Source organism: Pseudomonas sp. SK, from assembly GCF_012975065.1.
In the GTDB taxonomy this organism is placed as follows: domain Bacteria; phylum Pseudomonadota; class Gammaproteobacteria; order Pseudomonadales; family Pseudomonadaceae; genus Aquipseudomonas; species Aquipseudomonas anuradhapurensis.
Genome location: NZ_CP051857.1, coordinates 686,889 through 709,875, shown reverse-complemented (window position 1 = coordinate 709,875; position 22,987 = coordinate 686,889). Strand labels below are relative to the sequence as shown.

General features: G+C 66.2%; 17 protein-coding genes and 1 pseudogene. 14 read left to right on the top strand and 4 right to left on the bottom strand.

Going from position 1 to position 22,987, the window contains the following annotated elements; genetic code table 11:
- The first annotated feature begins 47 nt into the window (after positions 1 to 47).
- The 4 genes and pseudogenes from HG549_RS03160 to HG549_RS26175 all read left to right on the top strand — a co-directional run bounded on the left by HG549_RS03160 (position 48) and on the right by HG549_RS26175 (position 4,964).
- Positions 48 to 2,447, top strand: a complete 2,400-nt coding sequence (locus HG549_RS03160; protein ID WP_170028120.1) for a heavy metal translocating P-type ATPase — start codon at positions 48 to 50, stop codon at positions 2,445 to 2,447.
- A complete protein-coding gene (cueR, locus tag HG549_RS03155) occupies positions 2,444 to 2,854 on the top strand; it encodes a Cu(I)-responsive transcriptional regulator (protein ID WP_170028119.1) in 411 nt (136 codons plus the stop codon). Before HG549_RS03160 ends, cueR begins: the two co-directional genes overlap by 4 nt.
- A 166-nt stretch (positions 2,855 to 3,020) precedes the next feature.
- Positions 3,021 to 4,058: pseudogene (locus tag HG549_RS26180) on the top strand (cache domain-containing protein); the annotation flags it as partial.
- 138 nt (positions 4,059 to 4,196) lie between these two features.
- Positions 4,197 to 4,964, top strand: a complete 768-nt coding sequence (locus HG549_RS26175) for a methyl-accepting chemotaxis protein (protein WP_372241560.1) — start codon at positions 4,197 to 4,199, stop codon at positions 4,962 to 4,964.
- A gap of 65 nt (positions 4,965 to 5,029) precedes the next feature.
- Here HG549_RS26175 and HG549_RS03145 read toward each other — a convergent pair whose 3' ends face one another.
- Both HG549_RS03145 and HG549_RS03140 read right to left on the bottom strand, forming a co-directional pair.
- A complete protein-coding gene (locus tag HG549_RS03145; RefSeq protein WP_170028117.1) occupies positions 5,030 to 5,809 on the bottom strand; it encodes a helix-turn-helix transcriptional regulator in 780 nt (259 codons plus the stop codon).
- A gap of 187 nt (positions 5,810 to 5,996) precedes the next feature.
- Entirely contained in the window at positions 5,997 to 7,274 is a 1,278-nt protein-coding gene (locus tag HG549_RS03140) for an acetyl-CoA C-acetyltransferase (RefSeq protein WP_170028116.1), read from the bottom strand.
- Positions 7,275 to 7,391: 117 nt separating this feature from the next.
- On the opposite strand from HG549_RS03140, the gene HG549_RS03135 reads away from it, so the two are divergent.
- The 8 genes from HG549_RS03135 to HG549_RS03100 all read left to right on the top strand — a co-directional run bounded on the left by HG549_RS03135 (position 7,392) and on the right by HG549_RS03100 (position 13,548).
- Entirely contained in the window at positions 7,392 to 8,744 is a 1,353-nt protein-coding gene (locus tag HG549_RS03135) for a 3-oxoacyl-ACP reductase (RefSeq protein ID WP_170028115.1), read from the top strand.
- Between the two features lie 2 nt (positions 8,745 to 8,746).
- Positions 8,747 to 9,598 carry a MaoC/PaaZ C-terminal domain-containing protein gene (locus HG549_RS03130; protein WP_170028114.1) on the top strand — a complete coding sequence of 284 codons (852 nt, stop codon included), beginning with the start codon at positions 8,747 to 8,749 and terminating at the stop codon, positions 9,596 to 9,598.
- Between the two features lie 188 nt (positions 9,599 to 9,786).
- Positions 9,787 to 10,092 (top strand): MazG-like family protein, encoded by a 306-nt coding sequence (locus HG549_RS03125; RefSeq protein WP_013970728.1) that lies wholly within the window; start codon positions 9,787 to 9,789, stop codon positions 10,090 to 10,092.
- Complete coding sequence (locus HG549_RS03120; RefSeq protein ID WP_170028113.1) at positions 10,089 to 10,838, top strand: methyltransferase domain-containing protein; 750 nt, start codon at positions 10,089 to 10,091, stop codon at positions 10,836 to 10,838. Before HG549_RS03125 ends, HG549_RS03120 begins: the two co-directional genes overlap by 4 nt.
- A gap of 20 nt (positions 10,839 to 10,858) precedes the next feature.
- Complete coding sequence (locus HG549_RS03115; protein WP_170028112.1) at positions 10,859 to 11,494, top strand: DUF4136 domain-containing protein; 636 nt, start codon at positions 10,859 to 10,861, stop codon at positions 11,492 to 11,494.
- A 19-nt stretch (positions 11,495 to 11,513) separates the two neighbouring features.
- Positions 11,514 to 12,083 carry a DUF4136 domain-containing protein gene (locus HG549_RS03110; protein WP_170028111.1) on the top strand — a complete coding sequence of 190 codons (570 nt, stop codon included), beginning with the start codon at positions 11,514 to 11,516 and terminating at the stop codon, positions 12,081 to 12,083.
- Positions 12,084 to 12,186: 103 nt separating this feature from the next.
- Positions 12,187 to 12,657: a prepilin peptidase gene (locus HG549_RS03105; RefSeq protein WP_170028110.1), complete on the top strand. Its 471-nt coding sequence runs from the start codon at positions 12,187 to 12,189 to the stop codon at positions 12,655 to 12,657.
- A 117-nt stretch (positions 12,658 to 12,774) separates the two neighbouring features.
- Complete coding sequence (locus tag HG549_RS03100) at positions 12,775 to 13,548, top strand: response regulator transcription factor (RefSeq protein ID WP_170028109.1); 774 nt, start codon at positions 12,775 to 12,777, stop codon at positions 13,546 to 13,548.
- A gap of 8 nt (positions 13,549 to 13,556) precedes the next feature.
- Here the strand turns inward: HG549_RS03100 and pbpC are convergent, their stop codons facing one another.
- The gene (gene pbpC, locus HG549_RS03095; RefSeq protein WP_170028108.1) at positions 13,557 to 15,911 is read right to left on the bottom strand and encodes a peptidoglycan glycosyltransferase PbpC; all 2,355 of its coding nucleotides are present in this window, start codon (positions 15,909 to 15,911) and stop codon (positions 13,557 to 13,559) included.
- Between the two features lie 77 nt (positions 15,912 to 15,988).
- Here pbpC and HG549_RS03090 point away from each other — a divergent pair, with 77 nt between their 5' ends.
- Positions 15,989 to 16,282, top strand: a complete 294-nt coding sequence (locus HG549_RS03090; protein ID WP_170028107.1) for a hypothetical protein — start codon at positions 15,989 to 15,991, stop codon at positions 16,280 to 16,282.
- Positions 16,283 to 16,446: 164 nt separating this feature from the next.
- Here the strand turns inward: HG549_RS03090 and HG549_RS03085 are convergent, their stop codons facing one another.
- Entirely contained in the window at positions 16,447 to 21,348 is a 4,902-nt protein-coding gene (locus tag HG549_RS03085) for an alpha-2-macroglobulin (protein WP_170028106.1), read from the bottom strand.
- Positions 21,349 to 21,518: 170 nt separating this feature from the next.
- Between HG549_RS03085 and HG549_RS03080 the strand changes: the two genes are divergently transcribed.
- On the top strand, positions 21,519 to 22,856 hold the full coding sequence (locus tag HG549_RS03080) for an MATE family efflux transporter (protein WP_170028105.1): 1,338 nt from the start codon (positions 21,519 to 21,521) through the stop codon (positions 22,854 to 22,856).
- Positions 22,857 to 22,987 lie beyond the last annotated feature (131 nt).

The following is a 22,987-nucleotide window of genomic DNA, read 5'->3' as shown; positions in this document are numbered from 1 at the left end:
CCGCGTGGCAAGGTTGATGCTGGCGGCATGCCCAAGGAGGAGAGCCCATGCCCGCATCTACCACTTATGACCTGCCGATCGCCGGCATGACCTGCGCCAGCTGTGCCGGCCGGGTCGAACGCGCCCTGCGCAAGGTCACCGGCGCCGAGCAGGTCAGTGTCAACCTCGCCACCGAACAGGCCCGGATCCAGGCCCCGGCCAACAGCCTGCCTGCGCTGGTCGATGCCGTACGCGAAGCCGGCTACAGCGTGCCCACCCGCACCGTCGAGCTGCAGATCGGCGGCATGACCTGCGCCAGCTGCGTCGGACGCGTGGAGCGTGCCCTTGCCAAGCTGCCCGGTGTGGAGCAGGTGAGTGTCAACCTGGCCAGCGAACGGGCACACCTCGCAGTGCTGCCGACCGTCGACGACAACCTGCTGATCGACGCAGTGCAAAAGGCCGGCTACAGCGCCAGCCTGCCGCAAACGGCCAGGGACGACCAAGCTGCCGCCCAGCGGCGCCTGCGCCACGAACGCCTGGCCGTCGGCGCGGCCCTGGTGCTGGCCTTGCCGCTGGTGCTGCCCATGTTGCTGCAACCGTTTGGGATGCACTGGATGTTGCCCGCCTGGGTGCAGTTCGTGCTCGCCACGCCAGTGCAGTTCGTGCTCGGGGCCCGCTTCTACGTGGCGGCCTGGAAGGCCGTGCGCGCCGGCGCCGGCAACATGGACCTCCTGGTGGCCCTGGGTACCAGCGCCGGTTACGGCCTGAGCCTGTACCAATGGGCGCAGGCTTCGACGGGCATGGCGCCGCACTTGTATTTCGAAGCCTCGGCCGTGGTGATTGCCCTGGTACTGCTGGGCAAGTACCTGGAGAGCCGCGCCAAACGCCAGACTGCCAGCGCCATCCGCGCCCTCGAAGCCCTGCGCCCGGAGCGCGCCGTGCGCGTAGTCGATGGCCGCGAAGAAGACGTAGCCATCGCCCAGCTGCGCCTCGGCGACCTGGTGCTGGTCAAGCCTGGCGAGCGCTTCCCGGTCGATGGCAAGGTCGAGGACGGCAGCAGCCATGCCGATGAAGCGCTCATCAGTGGCGAAAGCCTGCCGGTGCCCAAGCAACCTGGCGACAGCGTCACCGGCGGCGCCATCAATGGTGAAGGCCGGCTGCTGGTACGCACCCAGGCGCTGGGCACCGAAACCGTGCTGGCACGCATCATCCGCCTGGTCGAAGACGCCCAGGCCGCCAAGGCCCCGATCCAGAAGCTGGTCGACCGGGTCAGCCAGGTGTTCGTCCCGGCCGTGCTGGTGCTGGCGCTGATTACCCTGGGTGGCTGGTGGCTGGCCGGCGCACCGCTGGAAACCGCGTTGATCAACGCCGTTGCCGTGCTGGTCATCGCCTGCCCCTGTGCACTCGGCCTGGCCACCCCCGCCGCGATCATGGCCGGCACCGGGGTCGCCGCCCGCCACGGCATCCTGATCAAGGACGCTGAAGCCCTGGAACGTGCGCATGCAGTCAACCGCGTGGTGTTCGACAAGACCGGCACCCTCACCTCCGGCAGCCCGCGGGTAGTGCACAGCCAGGCGCAGGTGGGCAGCAGCGCCGACCTGCACCGCCTGGCTGGCGCCCTGCAGCGCGGCAGCGAACACCCGCTGGCCAAGGCGGTGCTGGCTGCCTGCGCCGAACAAGGGCTGGATGTCCCCGCCGTCACCGGCAGCCAGGCGCTGACCGGGCGCGGCATCGCCGGCTGGGTGGAAGGCCGCGAGCTGGCCCTGGGCAACCGCCGCCTGCTCGACGAAAGCGCCCTGCCAGCCGGAGACCTGGCCGCCCTGGCCCAAGCCTGGGAAGCCGAAGGGCGCACCCTGTCGTGGTTGATCGAACGCGGCACGCAGCCCCGGGTGCTGGGCCTGTTCGCCTTTGGCGACAGCCTCAAGCCGGGCGCCCTGCCGGCGATCGAGGCCCTGCATGCACAAGCCATCAGCAGCCACCTGCTGACCGGCGACAACCGGGGCAGCGCCAAGGTGGTAGCCGATGCCCTGGGCATCGATGACGTGCATGCCGAAGTGCTGCCGGCCGACAAGGCGGCAACCGTGGCCGCACTGAAGCGCGATGGCGTCGTCGCGATGGTTGGCGACGGTATCAACGATGCGCCGGCGCTGGCCGCCGCCGATATCGGCATTGCCATGGGCGGCGGCACCGACGTGGCCATGCAGGCCGCCGGCATCACCCTGATGCGCGGCGACCCGCGCCTGGTGCCGGCTGCGTTGGAGATCAGCCGCAAGACCTACGCAAAGATCCGCCAGAACCTGTTCTGGGCGTTCATCTATAACCTCATCGGCATCCCGCTGGCCGCGCTGGGTTACCTCAACCCGGTACTGGCGGGCGCCGCCATGGCCCTGTCCAGCGTCAGCGTGGTGAGCAACGCGTTGTGGCTCAAGGCCTGGAAACCCACCAGCGATACCCAGGAGGCTCCATGAACATCGGCCAGGCCGCCCGCCGCAGCGGGCTCAGCACCAAGATGATCCGGTACTACGAGTCCATCGGCCTGCTCAAGCCCGCCACACGCAGCGACAGCGGCTACCGCCTGTACCAGGCCGAAGACCTGCACAGCCTGGCATTCATCAAGCGCTCCCGCGACCTGGGCTTCTCCCTTGAGGAAGTTGGCAAGCTGCTGACCTTGTGGCAAGACCGCCAGCGTGCCAGCGCCGATGTCAAGGCGCTGGCCCTGCAGCACATCGATGAGCTGAACCGCCGCATCGAGGAACTGGTGAGCCTGCGCGACACCCTCGGGGAGCTGGTTTCCCACTGCCAGGGGGACGACCGCCCGGATTGCCCGATCCTCAAGGACCTGGCAAATGGCGCTGCGGGCGGCTGCTGTCACTGAGGCGCCCCGTGCCTGCAGCAGGCCCCATCGGTTCAAACACGACCGCTAGTCACTCGCCCGCGACTTGATCCAATAAATACGGGGACGTTTCCTACATTAAACCCAGATGCTGCCGATGTAATTGTTACCTGCTTCGAGTAGCGACAATAACAATCCGGGGGCATCGATGAGCATCAAACAAAAACTGACCTGGGCATTCGCGGTCATTGCCGGCTTGCCCATCGTCCTGGTGGCCACCTTGGTGGTCCTCAATCTGCGTGGCGAAGCACGCGACGGGTTCCTGGACGGCAGCAGCCGGGAAATCCGCCAGGTCAGCAACGCGATGAACATCTTCTTCCAGGGCATCAACCAGAACGTCGAGTACATGGCGGCGCAGCCCCTGGTCGCCGCCACCGGCAGCGAACTGAACAAGTACATGAGCGCGACGCCGTCCTACGAACTGGGCGAGCAGGCCAGCAAAGTGCTGGAGTTCATGACCCGCCTGGCCACCTCGCACCCCGCCTATGCCTACCTGTCCTACGGGGTGAGTGACGGTGGTTACGTCGGCTGGCCGGCCGGGCAGAAGTTCGTCAACTACGACCCCCGTACCCGCCCCTGGTACCAGTTGGCCATGGCCAACCCTGGCAAGACCCTGCGCACCGAAGCCTACTACTGGGCGCCCGACGATGCCGTGCTGGTCAGCACCGTGCGTACCGTCGCCAACCAGCTGGGCAACCCCGGCGGCGTGGTCAACGTCGACGTCTCGCTCAAAGGCCTGACCGAGATCGTGCAGCAGATCAAGCTGGGCGAGAGCGGCTACGTGCTGCTGGTGGAAAACAACGGCAACGTGCTGGTCGACCCGCGTGACGCCAAGCACAACTTCAAGCCACTGGCGAGTTTTGGCGACGGCTACGCCGAACTGGCCAAGCATGGCAAAGGGTTGGCTGAAGTGGAGCTTGGTGGCGTGCGCTACATGGCCAACATCTACCCGGATGAACAGCTGGGCTGGACCTTGATCGGCCTGATCGAGCAAAGCGAAGTGATGCAGACCACCACCCGCCTGACCTGGCTGATCGGTATCGTGGCCGTGGTGCTGGCGGCACTGTTCGCCGTGGTCGGTGCAACCTTCGCCAAGCTGATCGTGCGGCCGATCAACAGCGTCACCAGCGGCCTGGAAGACATCGCCCAGGGCGAAGGCGACCTGACTCGCAACCTGGAAATTCGCGGCCGCGACGAAACCGCACAACTGGCCAACTGGTTCAACCAGTTCCTCGGTGCCATTCGCAGCCTCATCCAGCACATCGGGGCTGCAGCCGGCAAGATTCTCAGCACCTCGACCAGCTCCACCCGCGTGTCCAGCGACATGGCCGAAGCGGCGGGCCGCCAGCGCGAAGCCGTGGACATGGTCTCGACCGCTTTCCACGAAATGGTCGCCACTGCCAACGAAGTAGCGCGTTCCTGCAGCCAGGCGGCGCAATCGGCCGACAGCGGCCAGCAGCAGGCCCGGGAAGGCCAGCAGCAGATCGACGCAGCGGTGCACAGTGTCGACCGCCTGAGCCAGGAGATCGAGCAATCGGCGCAGTCGATCCAGCAGCTGGAGCGCGACAGCAACGCTATCCAGTCGATCCTGGGCACCATCCGCTCGATTGCCGAACAGACCAACCTGCTAGCCCTCAACGCCGCCATCGAGGCGGCCCGCGCCGGTGAGCAGGGCCGCGGCTTTGCCGTGGTCGCCGACGAAGTGCGGGCGCTGGCCAAGCGCACCGCCGACTCCACCGCCGAGATCGACGGCCTGCTCGGCAACCTGGCCAGCCGCACCGCCGAAGTGGCCGCGCAGATGCATGCCAGCCTGGAAGTTTCCCAGCAATCGGTAAGCCGCATCGGCATGGCCCGTGACAGCTTCGGGCAGATTCGCGAGTCGGTGGACGTGATCCGTGACATGAACACCCAGATCGCCACGGCGGCCGAGGAACAACATCAGGTGGCCGAGGACATCAACCGGCACATCAGCCAGATTCACGGGGATGCGCAGCTGGTTGCCGAACTGGCCCAGGCAGCCCGGGTGGATTCGGAGAGCCTGGCCGGGCTGTCCAACGAACTGGATGCGCTGGTACGCAGGTTCCGTACCTGATGCATTGCCGGTACTGGCTGCTTCGCGGGATAAGCGGCGAAGCAGCCAGTACCGGGGACCTACGATCAGAGTTTCAACTCACCCGGCGTCGCCCCGAACAGCTGCTTGAACGCCGCAATATAGGCCGACGTAGAGTCATAGCCACAGCCCAACGCCGCTGCGGTCACATTCTCCCCCGCCTCCAACAATGCCAGCGACGACAGCAGCCGCATGCGCTGGCGCCAGTTACGAAAGCTCAAGCCGGTTTCCCGCTGGAACAGCCGCATCAAGGTCTTTTCCGAACAGCCCAGCTGGCGCGCCCATTGCTGCAAGGTCTGCGGCTGTTCCGGGGCAGCGATCAGGCCATTGCACAATGCCAGCAATCCCGGATGGCGCGGTAGCGGCAGCGAGAAGCCGACCTCGGGTAGCGCGCGCAACTGGTCGAGCAGCACCGCCACCAGCCGCGCTTCGGCGCTGTCGCCTTCCGGATAATCTGCCGGGTACAGGCAGAACTGCTTGATCAGCTCGCGCGCCAACGGTGTCACCTCCAGCACTCGGCATCGCGCCGGCGCCCACGCGCAGGCGTCACGGCGCACGTACAGGCTGCGCATTTCGGCCTGCATCGAGGTGACCACTTCGTGTTCGGCATCGGCAGGTATCCACACCCCCCACTGCGGCGGGGCGAAGTAGCTGCCTTCTTGGGTATAGACGCCCAGTACACCGCTGATGGCGTAGGAAAATTGCACCCAGTCGTGCTGGTGGCGAGTGGTCCAGGAGCCGGCGCCAAGGCTTTCGGCGCGGGCATACAAAGGCCTGGGCAGGCGGGCCAGCGCCGGGATGGCGCGGGGTTGTCCGATGGTCGGCATGGCGGTTTCTTGTAGTTCTGAGCAGACAAGCCTAACAGCTGGGACAGCTGATCGGTCAACGTGTAGGAGCGGCCTTGTGTCGCGATAGGGCTGCAAGGCAGCCCCAGCAATTTTTGCGTCTGTGCTGAAACCCTGGGGCTGCTTTGCAGCCCTATCGCGACACAAGGCCGCTCTACAAGGCTTGGTTTCAGCGCTCGACGATGACAGTCACCCCCTGCCCACCCGCCGCGCAGATCGAAATCAACCCACGCCCCCGCCCGGCCTGAGCCAACAGCTTCGCCAGGTTGGCCAGGATCCGCCCGCCGGTCGCCGCGAACGGGTGTCCGGCCGCCAGCGAACTACCCTTGACGTTGAGCTTGCTGCGGTCGATTGCCCCAAGCGGCGCCTCCAGCCCCAGCCGCTGGCGGCAGTAGTCGGCATCCTCCCAGGCCTTGAGCGTACACAGCACCTGGGCGGCAAAGGCTTCGTGAATCTCGTAGTAGTCAAAATCCTGCAAGCTCAACCCATTACGCGCCAGCAGCCGCGGTACCGCATACACCGGCGCCATCAACAGCCCTTCGCGGCCAGTGACGAAATCCACCGCCGCCGTTTCACCGTCGACCAGATACGCCAGCACCGACAGCCCTTGCTGCGCCGCCCACTCCTCAGTGCCCAACAGCACCAGCGAAGCACCGTCGGTGAGCGGTGTGGAGTTACCGGCCGTCAGCGTGCCCTGGCCGCTGCGGTCGAAGGCTGGCTTGAGCCGGGCCAGTTGCTCCAGGGTCAGGTCAGGGCGCAGGTTGTTGTCGCGGGTCAGCGCCAGGAACGGCGTCAGCAGGTCATCCTGCCAGCCTTCGGCGTAGGCAGCGGCCAGCCGCTGGTGGCTGAGCAGTGCCAGCTGGTCCTGCTCGGCACGCTCGATGTGCCAGGCCTGGGCCATGCGTTCGCAGTGCTCGCCCATCGACAAGCCGGTACGCGGCTCGCCATTGCGCGGCAACTCGGGTTTCAGGTGGTGGGGGCGCAGCTTCAGCAGCGGCTTGAGCCGTTCGCCCAGGCTTTTGCCACGGTTGGCCTGCAGCAGGATGTGGCGCAAGCCTTCATTTACCGCAATCGGTGCATCGGAGGTGGTGTCCACGCCACCGGCAATGCCGCAGTCGATCTGCCCCAGGGCAATCTTGTTGGCCACCAGCAGCGCCGCCTCCAGCCCGGTGCCACAGGCTTGCTGAATGTCATAGGCCGGGGTTTGCGGCGACAGGCGCGAACCCAGCACGCATTCACGGGTCAGGTTCATGTCACGCGAGTGCTTGAGCACCGTACCGGCGACCACTTCGCCCATGCGCAAGCCATGCAGGCGATAACGTTCGATCAGCCCCTCGAGCGTGGCAGTGAGCATTGCCTGGTTGCTGGCGGTGGCATAGGCACCATTGGAGCGGGCGAAGGGAATTCGGTTGCCGCCCAGGATCGCGACCCGGCGAGGTGAACGCATGCGTTGGTTCCTCCTGAAACAATTTGATCCGTACAGCCTAGGTGTTTTTAGCGCATTCGAACGACCTTGCTACAAACTTGGTCCACACTTTCAAGCTTGCCTTCCGGGAGACCACTCATGAGCGATCGCTACCTCGGCTTTGCCAACTCCACCCTCGGCCGCCGGCTTGTGGATGCCCTTGGCCTGCCACACCCGGCTCCGCTGGAGCGCTGGCAGGCTGGCCGCCTGCGCCCGGTGGAGGGGGCCCTGGTGCTGGGTGGCGGGCCCCTGGCAAGCCAGGTCGAAACCCTCGCCCCGCGCCTGACCGACACGCTTTACCGCTTCAACACCGACAACCTCCAGGCCGAGCCGTGGGTGGCCGGCCTGGGGCCGAAAATCAAGGCCGTGGTGTTCGATGCCACGCATTTGTCCGACAGCGACGCGTTGAAGCAGTTGCGCGAATTTTTCCAGCCGTTGCTGCGCAGCCTGGCGCCGTGCGCCCATGTGGTGCTGCTGGGGCGCGCCCCGGAAAGCCTCGCTGACCCGCTGGCGAGCATTGCGCAACGGGCCCTGGAGGGCTTCAGCCGCTCGCTGGCGAAGGAACTGCGCAATGGCGCGACCGCGCAGCTGCTGTATGTCGCCCCCGGCGCAGACAGCCAGCTGGAAGGCGCACTGCGTTTCTTCCTGTCGCCGAAAAGCGCCTTCGTTTCCGGCCAGGTGCTGCGCCTGGAAGCCTGCGCCAGCCAGGTCGGGGACTGGACCCGGCCACTGGCGGGCCGCCGCGCCCTGGTCACCGGCGCCGCACGCGGCATCGGTGCTGCGATTGCCGAAACCCTGGCGCGGGATGGCGCCGACGTGCTGTTGCTGGACGTGCCGCAGGCCAGCCAGGACCTCGACGCCCTGGCCGCGCGCCTGGGTGGCAAGGCGCTGGCGCTGGATATCTGCGCGGGCGACGCGGCCAGCCGCTTGCTCGCAGCGCTGCCGGAGGGCATCGACATCGTGGTGCACAATGCCGGCATCACCCGCGACAAGACCCTGGCCAACATGACCCCGGAATACTGGGATGCGGTGCTGGCGGTAAACCTCAAGGCGCCGCAGGTGCTGACCCAGGCGCTGCATGACCACGGCGCCCTGGGTGACAACGCGCGGATCACCCTGCTGGCCTCGGTCAGCGGCATCGCCGGCAACCGCGGGCAGGCCAACTATGCCGCCAGCAAGGCTGGTTTGATCGGCCTGGCCCAGGCCTGGGCGCCATGCCTTGCCGAGCGTGGCGGCAGCATCAATGCCGTGGCCCCCGGGTTCATCGAAACCCACATGACCGCCGTCATGCCCATGGGCCTGCGCGAGGCCGGGCGACGCTTGAGTTCGCTGGGCCAGGGCGGGCGCCCGCAGGACATCGCCGAAGCCATCGCCTGGCTCAGCCAGCCCGGTTCCGGGGCGATCAACGGCCAGGTGCTGCGCGTTTGCGGCCAGGCCTTGATGGGAGCGTGAACATGAGCCGACACTGGCACGACCTGCACAGCCCGGCTTCGCGCGCCAGCCTGTACCTGCGCGCAGCCAGCAAGCGCAAGATCAGCGGTGACCGCCTGCCGGGCGATGGCCTGCGTTGCCTCATCGGCGTCCAGCCGGGCAACCTGGCAGCCTATCGGCGGCTTTGCCATTTCACCGACGATGGCCGCCTGCCGGCTACTTACCCGCACGTGATGGCGTTCACCCTGCAGTTGCAACTGATGACCGCCGACGATTTCCCCTTCCCCCTGCTGGGCCTGGTGCACCTGCACAACCGCATCGAAGTGCTACGCCCGCTCGGCGCTGTCGAAGGGCTGCGCTTTGCGGTGTATACGGACAACCTGCAAGCGCACGCCAAGGGCGGCACCTTCGACCTGGTCAGCGAAGCCGAAGACGGCATCGGCCTGCTCTGGCGCGAGACCAGCCGCATGCTGGTGCGCGGGCTGAAGCTGGATGGCGCGACGGACGAGCCGGCCGAAGAGCAACCGGCGGCGTTGCCGGAGGCGACCCGCTGGTACGCCGACAGCGATATTGGCCGGCGTTATGCCAAGGTCTGCGGGGATTACAACCCGATCCACCTCAGCGCCGCCAGTGCCCGGCTGTTCGGCTTCCCCACCGCCATCGCCCATGGCATGTGGAGCAAGGCCATGGCCCTGGCAGCGTTGCGTGGCCACCTGCCGCACAGTGGTTATGCCTTCGAGGTGGGTTTCCGCAAGCCGGTGCGGTTGCCGTCGGAGGTGCTGCTCAGTGCCAGTGAGGCAGGGCCGCAGGGAACGCTGCGGCTGGACGGGCATGGCGGCGTGCTGCATATGGTCGGGCGCTGGGAGCCCTTGTAGGCGCGGCCTTGTGTCGCGATGGGGCGCGAAGCGGCCCCTGAACTTAGGCCCCATGCAAGAATTGCCAGGGCCGCTTCGCGCCCCATCGCGACACAAGGCCGCGCCTACATGAACCCCGCCTGCCGTGGCGGAACACGCTTGCTTTGCATCGGGCCTGCGCTGAAGCTATGCAGCATTAGGAGACCCCGATGAACCTGCAAGAACTCACCCAACGCCTGCACCAAATCCGCGACAACAACGACTGGCGCGGCTTCCATAGCCCGAAGAACCTGGCCATGGCCGCCAGCGTCGAAATGGCCGAGCTGGTGGAAATCTTCCAGTGGCTGAGCGAAGACCAATCGCGCCAGCTGCCCGCCGACAAGCTGGCCCATGCCGGCCAGGAAATCGGTGACGTAGTGCTCTACCTGCTGCTGTTGTGCAGCGAACTTGGCCTGGACATGGACCAGGTGGTGCGGGCCAAGCTGGCCGACAGCGAGAGGCGCTTCGCCCGATGAACGACCGTCATTTCGATGAGCTGGCCACCCGCTTTGCCGAGAAGATCTATGGCGGGGCCAAGGGCGCGATCCGCCTGGCCGTGCTCCAGGCCGACCTGGCCGAAGCCTTGCCCGACCGCCCCCTGCGCATCCTCGATATTGGCGCCGGGTTGGGCCACATGGCCTTGTGGCTGGCACAACGTGGCCACCAGCTGACCCTGGCCGAGCCCGCCGCGCCGATGCTCGATGGCGCCCGGGCACGCTTCGCCGAAGCGGGCCAGCCGGCCACCTTCATCCAGGCCCCGTGGCAAGACCTGCTTGGCCAGCTCACCGAACGCTATGACCTGGTGCTGTGCCACGCTGTGCTCGAATGGCTGGCCGAACCGGAAAGCATCCTGCCTGTGCTGCATCAGCTCACCGCCCCTTCCGGGTGGCTGTCGCTGGCTTTCTACAACCGTGACGCACTGGTCTATCGCAACCTGCTCAAGGGCCATTTCCGCAAGTTGCGCAGCAACCGGCTGGAAGGCGAAAAGCAGAGCCTCACGCCACAAAAACCACTTGATCCGCGCCAACTCAGGGCGCAACTTGAGCCTATGTGGCAGGTTGAAAGCGAAAGTGGCGTGCGCGTGTTCCATGACTACATGCCCAAGGAATTCCAAGGCAAGGCCGAGCTGCTCGACCTGCTGGAAATGGAACTGGCCTACCGTCGCCACCCCAGTTTCGCCGGGCTCGGCCGCTACCTGCACTGGGTCTGCCGCCCCCGCTGACTCATCCGTCGGAGGACTACATGCCGTACCGTCTGTTGTGCCTGGCGCTGCTGCCGCTTGCCCTGGCTGGCTGCCAGGGCAGCAACCCGTACGTGGCCAGCAGCCGCCCGTTGCCCCCCGCCCCTGCCCAGGCGGCGACCACCTTCGATGCCAGTGCCTACCCGGCGCCCACGCGAGACTACGGGCACTACCGCAGCTGGAGCTGGCGCAACGGCCAGTTGCCCAGCGGCTCGGCGAATACCGCCCCGGCGCAACTGGCCGATGCCGTCAGCGGTGCCCTCGACCAGCATGGTCTGCGCCCGGCCCACAGTGGCCCCGGCGACCTGCTGGTGAGCGCCGACATACGCCTGGAAAAGCGCTTGCGCCAAGTGCGTGACTACGACACCTACGACCCCTATTACGGCCCCTACCCCTACGGCGGTATCGGCTATGGCGGCTACCGCAATGGTTATGGGGGCTATGCCAATGTGCCTGTCGTACGTACCTACGAAGTGCAGGTGATGGTGGTCCGCATCGACCTGTACGACGCCCGCAGCGGCCAGCCGGTGTGGAGCGCCAGCGCCGAAAGCGGCAGTGACAGGGACTCGCCGCGAGAACGCGAAAGTGCCGTGCGCGACTCGGTATACAAGGCGCTCAGCGGCTATCCTCCCAGTTAGTGCCTAACGGAGAACCATCATGTTGCGCCGCCTCGTTCTACTGTCATTCGCGTTGTTGCTGGCCGCCTGCTCCAGCAATAACGTCCAGCAGGATTTCGACGCCAGCCGCGATTTTGCCGCCTACCGCAGCTGGGCCTGGCAGGAACCGGGCCTGCAATACCGCCCGGACGACCCACGGATCAAGAGCGACCTGACCGAACAACGCATTCGCCAGGCGGTCGCCGACCAGCTCGACCAACGCGGCCTGCGCCCGGCCCAGGGCGGCGCACGGCCGGACCTGACCGTGCGCACCTACCTGATCGTCGAGCAGCGCCAGCAACAGATCACCACCAACTACGGCGGTGGCTGGGGCGGCTACTGGGGTGGCTACTGGGGCGGCCCGATGTACAACGAAACCCGCAGTGTCGACTACAAGGTCGCCACCATTCAGATCGACCTGTTCGACGGGCGTGATGGCAAGCTGGTATGGCGCGGCAGTGCCGAGCAGATCATGAACAACTACCCACCAAGCCCGGAAGAACGCAACAGCGCAATCCAGAACACCGTGGCCAAGGTGCTGGGCAATTATCCGCCTGGCAGCCGGAAGTGATGTCCCGCAGGAGCGGGCAAGCCTGTTCCTGCAGGTCTATCTTCACTTAAGGAAACCTGACTGACCGGGTAGATGTGTTCAACCTTTGGAAGGCGCCCCGCCCATGCAAAGCATTGTTCTCCTGCTGTGGCTTGCCTTGTGCTCCGAACAGGACGTGCGTCAACGCCAGATCTCCAACCTGCTGACCCTGGGCGTGGCGACCTGCGCCCTGGTCTGGCTGTTCGCCACCGGGCGCAGCTGGATCGGCGCCGATGCCAGCGATGCCGGCTGGGCACTGGCCATCGTCATGTTGCTGACCCTGCCCGGTTACATGCTCGGCCGTTTCGGCGCCGATGATGTCAAGCTGATGGGCGCCCTGGCCCTGGCCACCAGCCCGCACTACGTGCTCGGCACCTTCATCGGCGCCGGCGTCAGCGTGCTGGTGTGGCTAGTCACCCGCCGACGCCTGTGGACTTTGCTCAACCCCAAGGTGAAAAAGCGTTTGCAGGCCCTTACCGAGGAAATGGGCGACAAGCAGGCATTCGTCCCCTATGTGCTCAGCGGTTTTCTTTTGACCGCTGTATGGATCCAATGAACGATCCCTTGGTCCGATACCTGTACATAACTTGTACAAAACCGCTCCCCGCGACTATTTTTACTTGCCACAGCGTCTGGCTCGGGAGCAGGACCGCATAAGAACAGGGAGTCGATCGTGTCCAAAGCATTCAGCCAAGTGAAAATCCTGGTGGTGGATGACCAAGCCGTAATCGTCGAGCAACTCTGTGAGTTCCTCGGGGCCCAGGGTTATCAATGCCTGCCAGCCCATTGCACTGACGAAGCCATCGACCGTTACCAGGCCGACGAGGCCATCGGCCTGGTCATCTGTGACCTGAGCATGCCCGGGCGAGATGGTATCGAGCTGGTCCGCGCGTTGAAGGCACTGGGTGACCAGCGTATTTTCGAGGCCATCCTGCTGACGGGGCGTGCCGAGAAGCAGGACGTTATTCGCGCATTGCGTGAAGGCTTTGCCGATTACTACCAGAAGCCCATGGACCTCGATGAACTGCTGGAAGGGGTACGTCGGCAGGAACAGGTGGTACTGGAGCGCCAACGCAATATCCGCGACCTGGGCGGGCTGAACCAACGTTTGCAGGAGTTGGCCGAATCCGTGGACGAGCTGTATCGGGACCTGGAAAGAGCCCGCGGCCAAGGTGTGCATCGGCGTGCCAACGATGCCGAAGACGCTGAAAGCGAGCTGCCTGCGGCGTTCGAGAAGCTATCACCGCGCCAGCTGGAAGTGGCGCGGCTGGTGAGTACCGGCAAGACCAATTACCAGATCGCCTGCGAGCTGGGCATTACCGAAAATACCGTGAAGCTGTATGTGTCACAGGTATTGCGCCTGACCCACATGCACAACCGCACCCAACTGGCCTTGGCGCTGACGCCCAGTTCATCGCCGATACAGCAGCGCTTCACCCGCCATTGAAGCAACCGCTATTCGCTGATCTGGAACGCCACCCGCGCCGTCTCGCCGCTTTCATCCAGCGCGCTGATTTCGGCCTGACCGACCTGCTGGAAGCGGACCAGCAAGCTGTCCTGCCCCTGGGTCTCGCCCAACGGCTGGCCGTTGAGGAACCACCAACGCCGGCCGCCGCCACCCAGCGCTGACACATGCAGCTGCAACGGCTCGCTGCTGGTCGCCGGACGACGCAGGTTGTCGCCCGGGCGCACGCCCACGATCGATAGCGGCGGCGCACTGGCCGGCACCTGCGGCGGGCACGCCGGGTCGATGGCCGGCAGGCGCGCCGCCCGCCGCTCGACACGAGGTAGCCAAGGCTCCAGCGGGGCCGGCCACAACGCGATGTCGCGGGCTTTGGCGCCGGGGCAGCTACCATCGACGCGGAGCCCTTGGTCGTTGACCCACACGCTTTCACGCAGGCCCAGGCCGAGCGGCTGGTCGGCCGCCTGCAGGGTGGGCGGTGTAGTGCCGTCCAACGTCCAGGCGAAACGCTGACGCCGGCAATTCGGGTCCTGCTTGTGCAATGGCTGGCCCAGCGGCCAACAGATCGCTGCCACGCCAACATTCGCCGGTACCCGTTCGGCCGGCACACTGATGCCACGTTGGCTGTCGCGGTTGCTCAACAGGTCGTGCACCTGCAGCATCAGCGGCGCCGCCGAAGCCAGGCCGAACTGCCCGGGCACCGGCGTACCGTCGGGGCGGCCGATCCACACACCGATCAGGTAGCGTGGCCCCACGCCAATCGACCAGGCGTCACGAAAGCCGTAACTGGTGCCAGTCTTCCAGGCCAGTTGCGGGCGTTGCACCAACTCGGCATGCGGGTCGCGGTCGGGGCGCGCCTGCCCGCTGAGGATACGCCGGATGATCCAGGCTGCCCCGGGCGACAGCAGGCGGCGTTCCAGCAACGGGTCCTGCGGTTGCAGGCGCACCCGTGCACTGTTGCCACCCCGTGCCAGCGCCGCATAGCCACCCACCAGGTCTTCCAGGCGGCTGCCCGCGCCGCCCAGGATCAACGACAGGTTGGGCTCGGCCAGGGGCGGCAAGGTCAGCGGCATGCCAGCCATGCGCAACTGCGCGGCAAAGCGTTTCGGGCCGTAGGCTTCCAGCAACTGCACTGCCGGCAGGTTGAGCGAAAGCGCCAAAGCCGAACTGGCCGACACCGGCCCGCTGAAGCCCATGGAGAAGTTGCCGGGGCGGTAGTCGCCATAGCGCCGCGGTACGTCCTGCAGCAACGACTCGGAATGGATCAGGCCGTCGTCCAAGGCCATGCCGTAGAGAAACGGCTTGAGCGTGGAACCTGGCGAGCGCAGCGAGCGCACCATGTCGACATGGCCGAAGCGGCGCTCGTCGGCGAGGTCGATCGACCCCAGGTAGGCGCGCACCGCCATGGTCTGCGCCTCGACCACCAGGATGGCGGCGGAGGTCCGCTCCGGCAGCCGTGCTCGCCAGCCCAGCAGCAGGTCTTCGAGGCGCCGCTGCAACGCGGCGTCGAGCGTGGTGCGGATCAGCGGCGGGCTGTCGGCGCTGTTCAGGCGCCGCGCCAGCAGCGGCGCCAGGGCAGGTTCCTGGCGTGGCGCCAGCACCAGCGGCTCTTCGGTTGCCTCGCGGATTTGCCGCTCCGGCCATACCTGGTATTCGGCCAGGCGTTGCAGCACCTTGTCACGGGCGCGCTGGGCGCGTTCGGGGTGGCGGTCGGGGCGCAGCCGGCTGGGTGCCTGCGGCAGCACCGCCAGCAGCGCCGCTTCGGCCGGGGTCAGGTGCATGGGCGACTTGCCCAGGTAGGCCCAGCTGGCAGCGGCAACGCCCTGCAGGGTGCCACCGAAGGGCGCCCGGTCCAGGTAGATCTGCAGGATCTCGCGTTTCGACAGATGCCACTCCAGCTGCGCGGTGCGCCATAACTGCCGCAGCTTGCCGGCCAGGGTGCGGTCATGCGGGTCGAGCAGGCGTGCCACCTGCATCGACAGCGTACTGCCGCCCGACACCACCCGCCCGCCGCGCAGGTTGAGCCAGGCGGCGCGGGCCAGGGCCAGTGGGTTGACCCCTGGGTGGCGGTAGAACCAGCGGTCCTCGTAGGTCAGCAGCGCCTGCAGGTACAACGGCGAAACCTCGTCGGGGCTGACCGGGTATCGCCACACGCCATCGGCATCGGCAAAGCGCCACAACGGCGTGCCGTCCTCGGCCAGCACCACCCGCGCCAGGTCATCGCCAGGCATCGGCAGCGGCCACAGGCGGTCGGCCAGCCACAACAGACCGAGCACCACCAGCATGCCAGGCACGGCAATGCGCAACAGCCGGCGCGCACGGCTACGCAGCCGCGTTAAGCTTGGCATCGGGAACCGACCTGGCCAGGTGATGGCCAAAGGCTGGGGAACGGTAACCTCGCCGATTCGTTCATCAGGAAGCAACTATGCATGTAGAAGGTTTTTTCGAGTGGCTGGGCCAGGCACTGGGCTCGTTGATCCGCTTCATCGTCGACATATTCAGCGGGTTGTTCAATCTGCTGGCCAACGCCGGTGGCAATTTCATCGATGGCCTGGCACGCACCTTGGGCATGGACACCTCATTGCTCAGCATCCTGGCCCTGATCATCGGGCTGATGCTGCTGTACTCGGCCATCCGTGCGTTCATGCGCGCCTCGATCATCCTCGGGATCATCTGGCTGATGCTGGGGTTGTGGGTGATGAGCTGGGTGATTCACTGACTGATGCAGCCATCGTGTAGGAGCGGCCTTGCGTCGCGATCGGGCGCGCAGCGGCGGCAAAACCTGGCGACGCGGTCTACCCGCCGTTCCGCGTACACAGGCAATGGGGCCGCGTTGCGGCCCTTTCGCGGCACAAGGCCGCTCCTATACCAGACCGCATCGCCCTAGCGGGCTCTGACGGTCATTTCCCCTTGCCCATCGCCCACGGCCTGCAGGTTGGGCCGGTACATCGACTCGACCTGCGGCGCTGGCACACGGTAGGTGCCCGGGGTTACCGCCCGCGCCAGGTACAGCAGGTGGGTAGTGCCGTAGCCGTCGAGCTTGAGCGCGGCGACGTAACGGTCGTCACGGTACTCCTGGTGCACCAGGCTGGCGTTCTGCATGGAATCGCGCCATTCCTTCACCGCGCTGCTGGCGTTGTCCAGGCTGGCGGCACTTTGTGCCAGGTTCTGGTTTTCCAGCTCCAGGCCCGCCGGCAGCAGATCCACTACCAATGCGTCCGGCACCGGGTTTTCCGCCTTGAGCGCCAGGTGCACCAGCACCAGGTCGCCACTGCGCAGGCTGTGCAGGTCCAGCGGCTGGCCATTCATGCCCAGGTACTCACGGCGGATCTGCATGCCGTTGCCACCCGCTGGCTGTGCCTGGCGTGGGTAACCCGACAAGGTCAGCTGCTGGTACAGCGTCTCGCTGCCCTGGTTCTGCACACTCAGCGGCGAGGCCAGCAGTGGGCCTTCCAGCTTCATGCCGGACTCGGCATTGTTGAACTCACGCACGTCACCGGCGCTGTCCAGGCGTGCCTGCCACTGGCCTTCCGGCTTGCCCAGCAGGCCACGGCCAGCCAGGAACAGCGCATTGCGTTCCTGGGTCGACAACCAGCGGTTGGCTGCCAGCTCGTCCGACAAGGCGAACAGGCGCTGGTCGACCTTGCTGCTGGCCATGTCGTTCTCCTGCAGCAGTGCCAGGATCAGCGCCTGGTCTCGCAGCGAACTGCCGTAATCAGCCATCCAGCCTTTGCTGCGGCTGATGGCCAGGCCAGCCTGCAAGGCTTGGTTGGCGCGTGGCTTGTCGCCCATCTTGTCCAGTGCCACCGCCAGCTGCACCAGTGGCAGGCCGGAACGGGCGTCGGCGCGGCGTTCGAACAGGCCACGCAGGGCGCCCAACGGTGCCTGCTGGCTGCGCGCCAACACCAATGCGGCGTAGGCCTGTACGGCAAAGCGGGTGTGCTCGGCGTTGTCGCTGTAGTCGACTTCGATCAGGTTGCGCTCCTGCACATAACGCAGCAGGCGCTCGCTGGCCTTCTTCAGTGCTTCGGCCGGCACGCCGTAGCCCTGGTCACGGGCCCGCAGCAGGAAGTCGGTGACATAGGCGGTCAGCCAGTACTCTTCTTCGCTGTCCGAGCTCCACAGGCCGAAGCTGCCGTTGTAGCGCTGCATGCCCAGCAGGTGCTCGATGCCCATTTCGATCTTGCGCTTGCGCACATCCGCCGGTTCGCCCTTGATGCCCAGGCGCTTGAGGCTGTCGGCATCGGCGTACAGCGACGGGTACAGGCCACTGGTGGTCTGCTCCAGACATCCGTAGGGGTAGGCCTCCAGGGCGCGGATCTGCTCGCCCAGGTTCAGCGGCGGCCGGCTCGACAAGGCCAGGGTGGCTTCCAGGCCGGCAGGTTCGAAGGCGGCCAGGTCTGCTTCAGGCAGGGTCCACGGCTGATCCTTCAAGGCCACACGGTAATGCTTGAGCATTGCCGGGTACGCCGGGCGCACGCCCAGCGTCCACTCACGTTCGAACGCTCTGCTCGGCTCGTTCGGTAGCTGCAGGCCGGTGACCCGCACATGCACCTTGCCCTGGCCCAGGCCACCCTGGGCCTGTACCGGGATCATCAGCGTCGAACGCTGGCCCTCGGCCAGGTTGACGTTCTGCTGGGCGCTGGCCGCCAGGCTCAGCTGGCCTTCGGTGCTGATTTCAACGTTCAGCTGCTGGGCGCGGCCGGACAGGTTGGCCAGGTCCAGCGCCAGGCTGGTGCGGTCGCCACCGGCGAGGAAGCGCGGCGCCGACAGCTCGGCAATCAGTGGCGCGGCGACTACCGTCTTGCCTTCGGCCATGCCGAAGTGCTCATCGGTCCAGGCCTGGGCCATCAACCGCAGTTCGCCGTTGAAATCGGGGATATCGACCGTGGCCTGGCCCTCGCCCTTGGCGTCCAGGGTCACCGGCAGGCTCTGCTGGGCAACGATGGTCACGGTGGTGTTGGGGCGCTTGCCACCCTTGGCCATCGCCGCGTCACCGCCGAACGCCAGGCTGGCCAGGCGGCCCTGGCCGGCTTCGATCAGCTGGCCGTAGATATCCAGCTGGTCGGCACCATAGGCCTTGCGCCCGAACAGGCTGGCGAACGGGTCGGGGGTTTTGAAGTCGGTGATGTTGAGGATACCGACGTCCACCGCCGACAACAGCACATGCACCTGCTTGGGGATACTGCCATCGGCATTGGCGGCCTTGACCTTGACCGTCAGCGGCTGTTTCGGGCGCATCTTTTCCGGTGCCTGCAGGCTCACCGCCAGCTTGCGCTCGGCACGGTCCAGCGGCAGGTGCAGCACGCCCACCGCGCGTTTCGGCGTGGCATTGGCCTTGCGCTCACCGGGGCGGATCACCAGTGCGCTGATGTACAGGTCATGGCGGGCCCACTTCTCGTCCAGCTCCACATCGAAGGTCTTGCCTTCAGCGGGCACGTCGATCTCCTGCCACCACAGCGGGCCGTCGCTGGATTCGATCATCAGGTAGCCGCTGCCGGCCGCCGGTGGGGTAACGGTGACCTTGGCGGTAGCGCCGTCGGCATAGGATGGCTTGTCCAGCGCCAGCTTGACCTGGTCCGGGCGCACCGCGCCGCCTTCGGCGTTGTCCTGGGCACGGTAGCCGGCCCAGAAGCGCTCGCTGGACACCAGGCCGGTCTGCGGGTCTTCCACCTCGACGCGGTACGGGCCCCATTCAACCGGGAAGCTCAGCTTGGCGGTGGAGCCGGCCTTGACGCTGATAGTCTCCTCGCTCTGGGTGAGGAACTTCTCGTTGTAGGCGTAGCTCCAGCCATCGCTCTGCGAGTAGTTCCAGTAATAGTCGCGGCGCTCGCGGATCAAGCGCACCTTGAGGTCTTCGGCGGCCAGCTTGTTGCCGTCGCGGTCGGCCACCAGGAACTCGAATTCCACCGGCGCGTCGCTGTCGGTTTCCTCACCGTCGAACAGGCCGCGCAGGCCCGGCAGGCGCTCGGCCGGCCAGATGGGTTGTTCCAGGCGCCGGGTGATTGGCCGGCCGCCGGATTCCTGCAGGCTGGCCTGCACGGTCAGTTGCAGCGGCGAACGGGCTTCAGCCCAACGGCTCTCGATTTCGACCACGGCCTTGCCGGCCTGGTCGAGGGTCACTTCGTCCAGCTCCAGGTCCTGGTTCAGCTCGGTTTCGGTGACCGAACCGAACTGGTAGCCGGGCAGCGCGGGGACCGCCTCGCGCAGCGGGCGGACATAGGCCTGGCCGCTCAGGCGATTGCCGGCTGCCGGGGCGCCGTAGAGGTAACGGCCATTGACCCGGATGCGCGCATTCTCGTCAGGCGACAGCGGGGTGCTGCTGCCCTTGAGCTCCAGCGCCAGGCGCTCGGGCAGGAAGTCTTCGACAAGGAATTCATACACCTGCTTGCGCCCGCCGCCGAGGTCCAGCAGCAGTTGCCAGCGGCCGGTCGGGGCCTCGGTAGCCAGTTGCAGCTGGTACTGGTAAAGGCCATTGCTGTCGGCCTCCCAGACGAACTTGCGGCTGACCTGTTCATCGGGTCGGCGCACTTCCACGCTGACTGGCTGGGCTTTGACCGGCTTGCCGTCCTGGTCGCGAAGCAAGCCGTTGAGCAGCACGGTTTCGCCTGGGCGGTACAGGTCGCGCGGGCCGAAGATGAAGAACTGCAGCGGGTTGGCCTGGGGCCCGGTGATATCGAACTCGGCCAGGTCCAGCGCTGCGCTGTTCAGGCGCAGCAGGGTGGTGTGCACGCCCTGGGTGGCGATCAGGGTGTCGGCCTTGGGCGTGATCGGCAGTTGGGCATGGCCATCGCCATCGGTGCTGGCCTGGGCCAGCAGCTTGCCCTTGTCGTCGTGGATTTCCAGGTTGACCCCGCTCATCGCCTTGCCGCCTTCCAGGGCCTGGGCGAATACATCGAGGCGGTCGCGGTAACGGTGCGCGGATACGCCGATATCGCTGAGGGTGAACAACGTCGCCGGTTGCGAGTAGTCGTAGGTCCCCGAGGCACGCATCACCGCCAGGTACACGCCTGGCTCCTGCAGCGGCTTGATGCCGGCGATCGGCAGCAGCACGGTCTCGCGGGTGTTACGCGCGGGGTTGAGGTCGAAGCGGCCGCTGTAGACCAGTTCGGCCATGTCCAGGGTTTCCTTGGACTGGTAGTAGTACAGGCTGCTGTTGCGTCCCCAGTTGGCGAGGAAGGTCGAGAGCATTTCCGGTTTTACCCGGAAGAACTCGACATCGACCTTGTCGACATTCAGGGCGATCACCGGCAGGCCTTCGGCCAGGCGGGTCGGCAGCAGCGAACCGCGGCTGGCGAAGCCGATGGTCGGCTGCATGTCGCGGGTTTCCAGGCGGGTGATCGACTCTTCTTCCAGTTGCTTGCCGTTGACGGCCAGCAGGCCTTTGTCGACGGTCAGCACCAGCTTGCGCTGCGGCTCGAGGTGACGCAGGCGCAGCTCCATCTGGTTATCGGAGAGTTCCCAGGCGCCGTCGAGCTTGCCTTTGACGGTATCGACCAGGTGCACCTTGGTGGCCAAGTCCTGCTTGGCATCCAGCGGTGCGGAGAAACTGATCGACAGTGTGGCAGCGCCATCGAGCTGCACTTCGGAAACATCCAGCACCGTGAGCTCGCGGCCCTCGTAGCGCTTGGCGAGCATGGCTGGGTCTTCGCGCTGGGCTGCCGGGGCAGCGGCGGGTGCGCTGGCCGCCGGTTTTTCGGCCGGTGCAGGTTTGTCCGGTGTCGAAGAGTCACAGGCACTGAGCAAGGCCAGCGCACAGGCCAGCAACAATCCTTTGTTGAACATGGAGTAGAAACTCTTTGGCAGGGTGTACGTGAGGGCAGCAACTATAGCGCAAACGCAAGCGCAATACCCGGTGTCACGCGTGAGCTGTGACCCGGATCGCGCGAATGACTGGCCCGACCGTTACACTGTGGCCATTCGTCGCAGCGGCCCCTGATTGAACAAGGACTCCAATGTCGCAACTGAGCACCGATTGGCGCCATCGTCCCACCCATCACAAGGTCTGGGCACTGGCTGCGCCGATGATCCTGTCCAATGTCTCCGTCCCGCTGGTAGCGCTGGTCGACAGCACGGTCATCGGCCACCTGCCCCATGCTCACCAGCTCGGCGCTGTGGCCGTAGGCGCCACGCTGTTCACCTTCATGGTCGGCCTGATGGGGTTCCTGCGCATGGGTTCCACCGGCTTCGCCGCCCAGGCCGCCGGGCGTGCCGACGGCGCGGCGCTGCGCCAGGTGCTGGTGCAGGGCCTGCTACTGGCGGTGGCCTTTGCCCTGCTGATCGGCCTGCTCGCCCTGCCCTTCAGCCAGCTGGCGCTGCACGCCATGCAGCCAAGCGAGGCGTTGCAGCAATCCACCGAAGACTTCTTCCACACCCGCTTGCTCGGCCTGCCGGCAGCGCTGGCCAGTTATGCGCTGGTCGGCTGGTTCCTCGGCACCCAGAACGCGCGGGCGCCGCTAGCGATTCTGCTGACCACCAACCTGCTGAACATCGCTCTCAACCTGTGGTTCGTGCTGGGCCTGAACTGGGGCGTGCTGGGCTCGGCACGGGCCTCGGTGATCGCCGAATGGAGCGCCGCGTTGCTCGGCCTTGCCCTGACCCGCCCGGCCCTGCGCGCCTACCCGGGGCAGATCGTGTGGTCAACGCTCAAACGCTGGCAGGCCTGGCGCCCGCTGCTGGCGGTGAACCGCGACATCTTTCTGCGCAGCCTGGCGCTGCAGCTGGTGTTTCTGCTGATCACCGTGCAGGGTGCGCGCCTGGGTGAAGCCACGGTGGCGGCCAATGCCCTGCTGCTTAACGGGCTGCTGCTCACCGCTTACGCCCTCGATGGCCTGGCGCACGCCGTGGAGGCGCTGTGCGGACATGCCATCGGTGCACGGGACCGGGATACCTTGCGCCGCTCGCTGGTCGTGGCCTGTGGTTGGTCGTTGATCATCAGCCTGGGGTTTGCCGGTGTGTTCCTGCTGGGCGGGCACCTGTTCATCGACCTGCAGACCAATATTGATAGCGTGCGGGCGGCGGCTTATCCGTACCTGCCGTATCTGGCGCTGCTGCCATTAATTGCGGTGTGGAGTTACTTGCTCGACGGGCTATTCATCGGCGCCACCCGGGCGCGGGAGATGCGTAATGCGATGTTGCTGTCGGTGCTGATTGCGCTGCCCTTTGGGGTGGGCATGAGCGGGTTTGGCAACCATGGATTGTGGTTGGCGTTCCTCGGGTTCATGGGGTTGCGGGCGATCACCCTGGGGTGGGTGGGGTGGCGGTTGCAGGAAAAGGGCCTTTGGGCTCAGTGACGCCGAGGCCGCTTTGCGGCCCATCGCGACACAAGGCCGCTCCTACAAAGGTTCGCGGGGCGGCGTGGTATCGCGGTCATCTGTAGGAGCGGCCTTGTGTCGCGAAATGAGGGCGAAGCCCTCACCTGCAG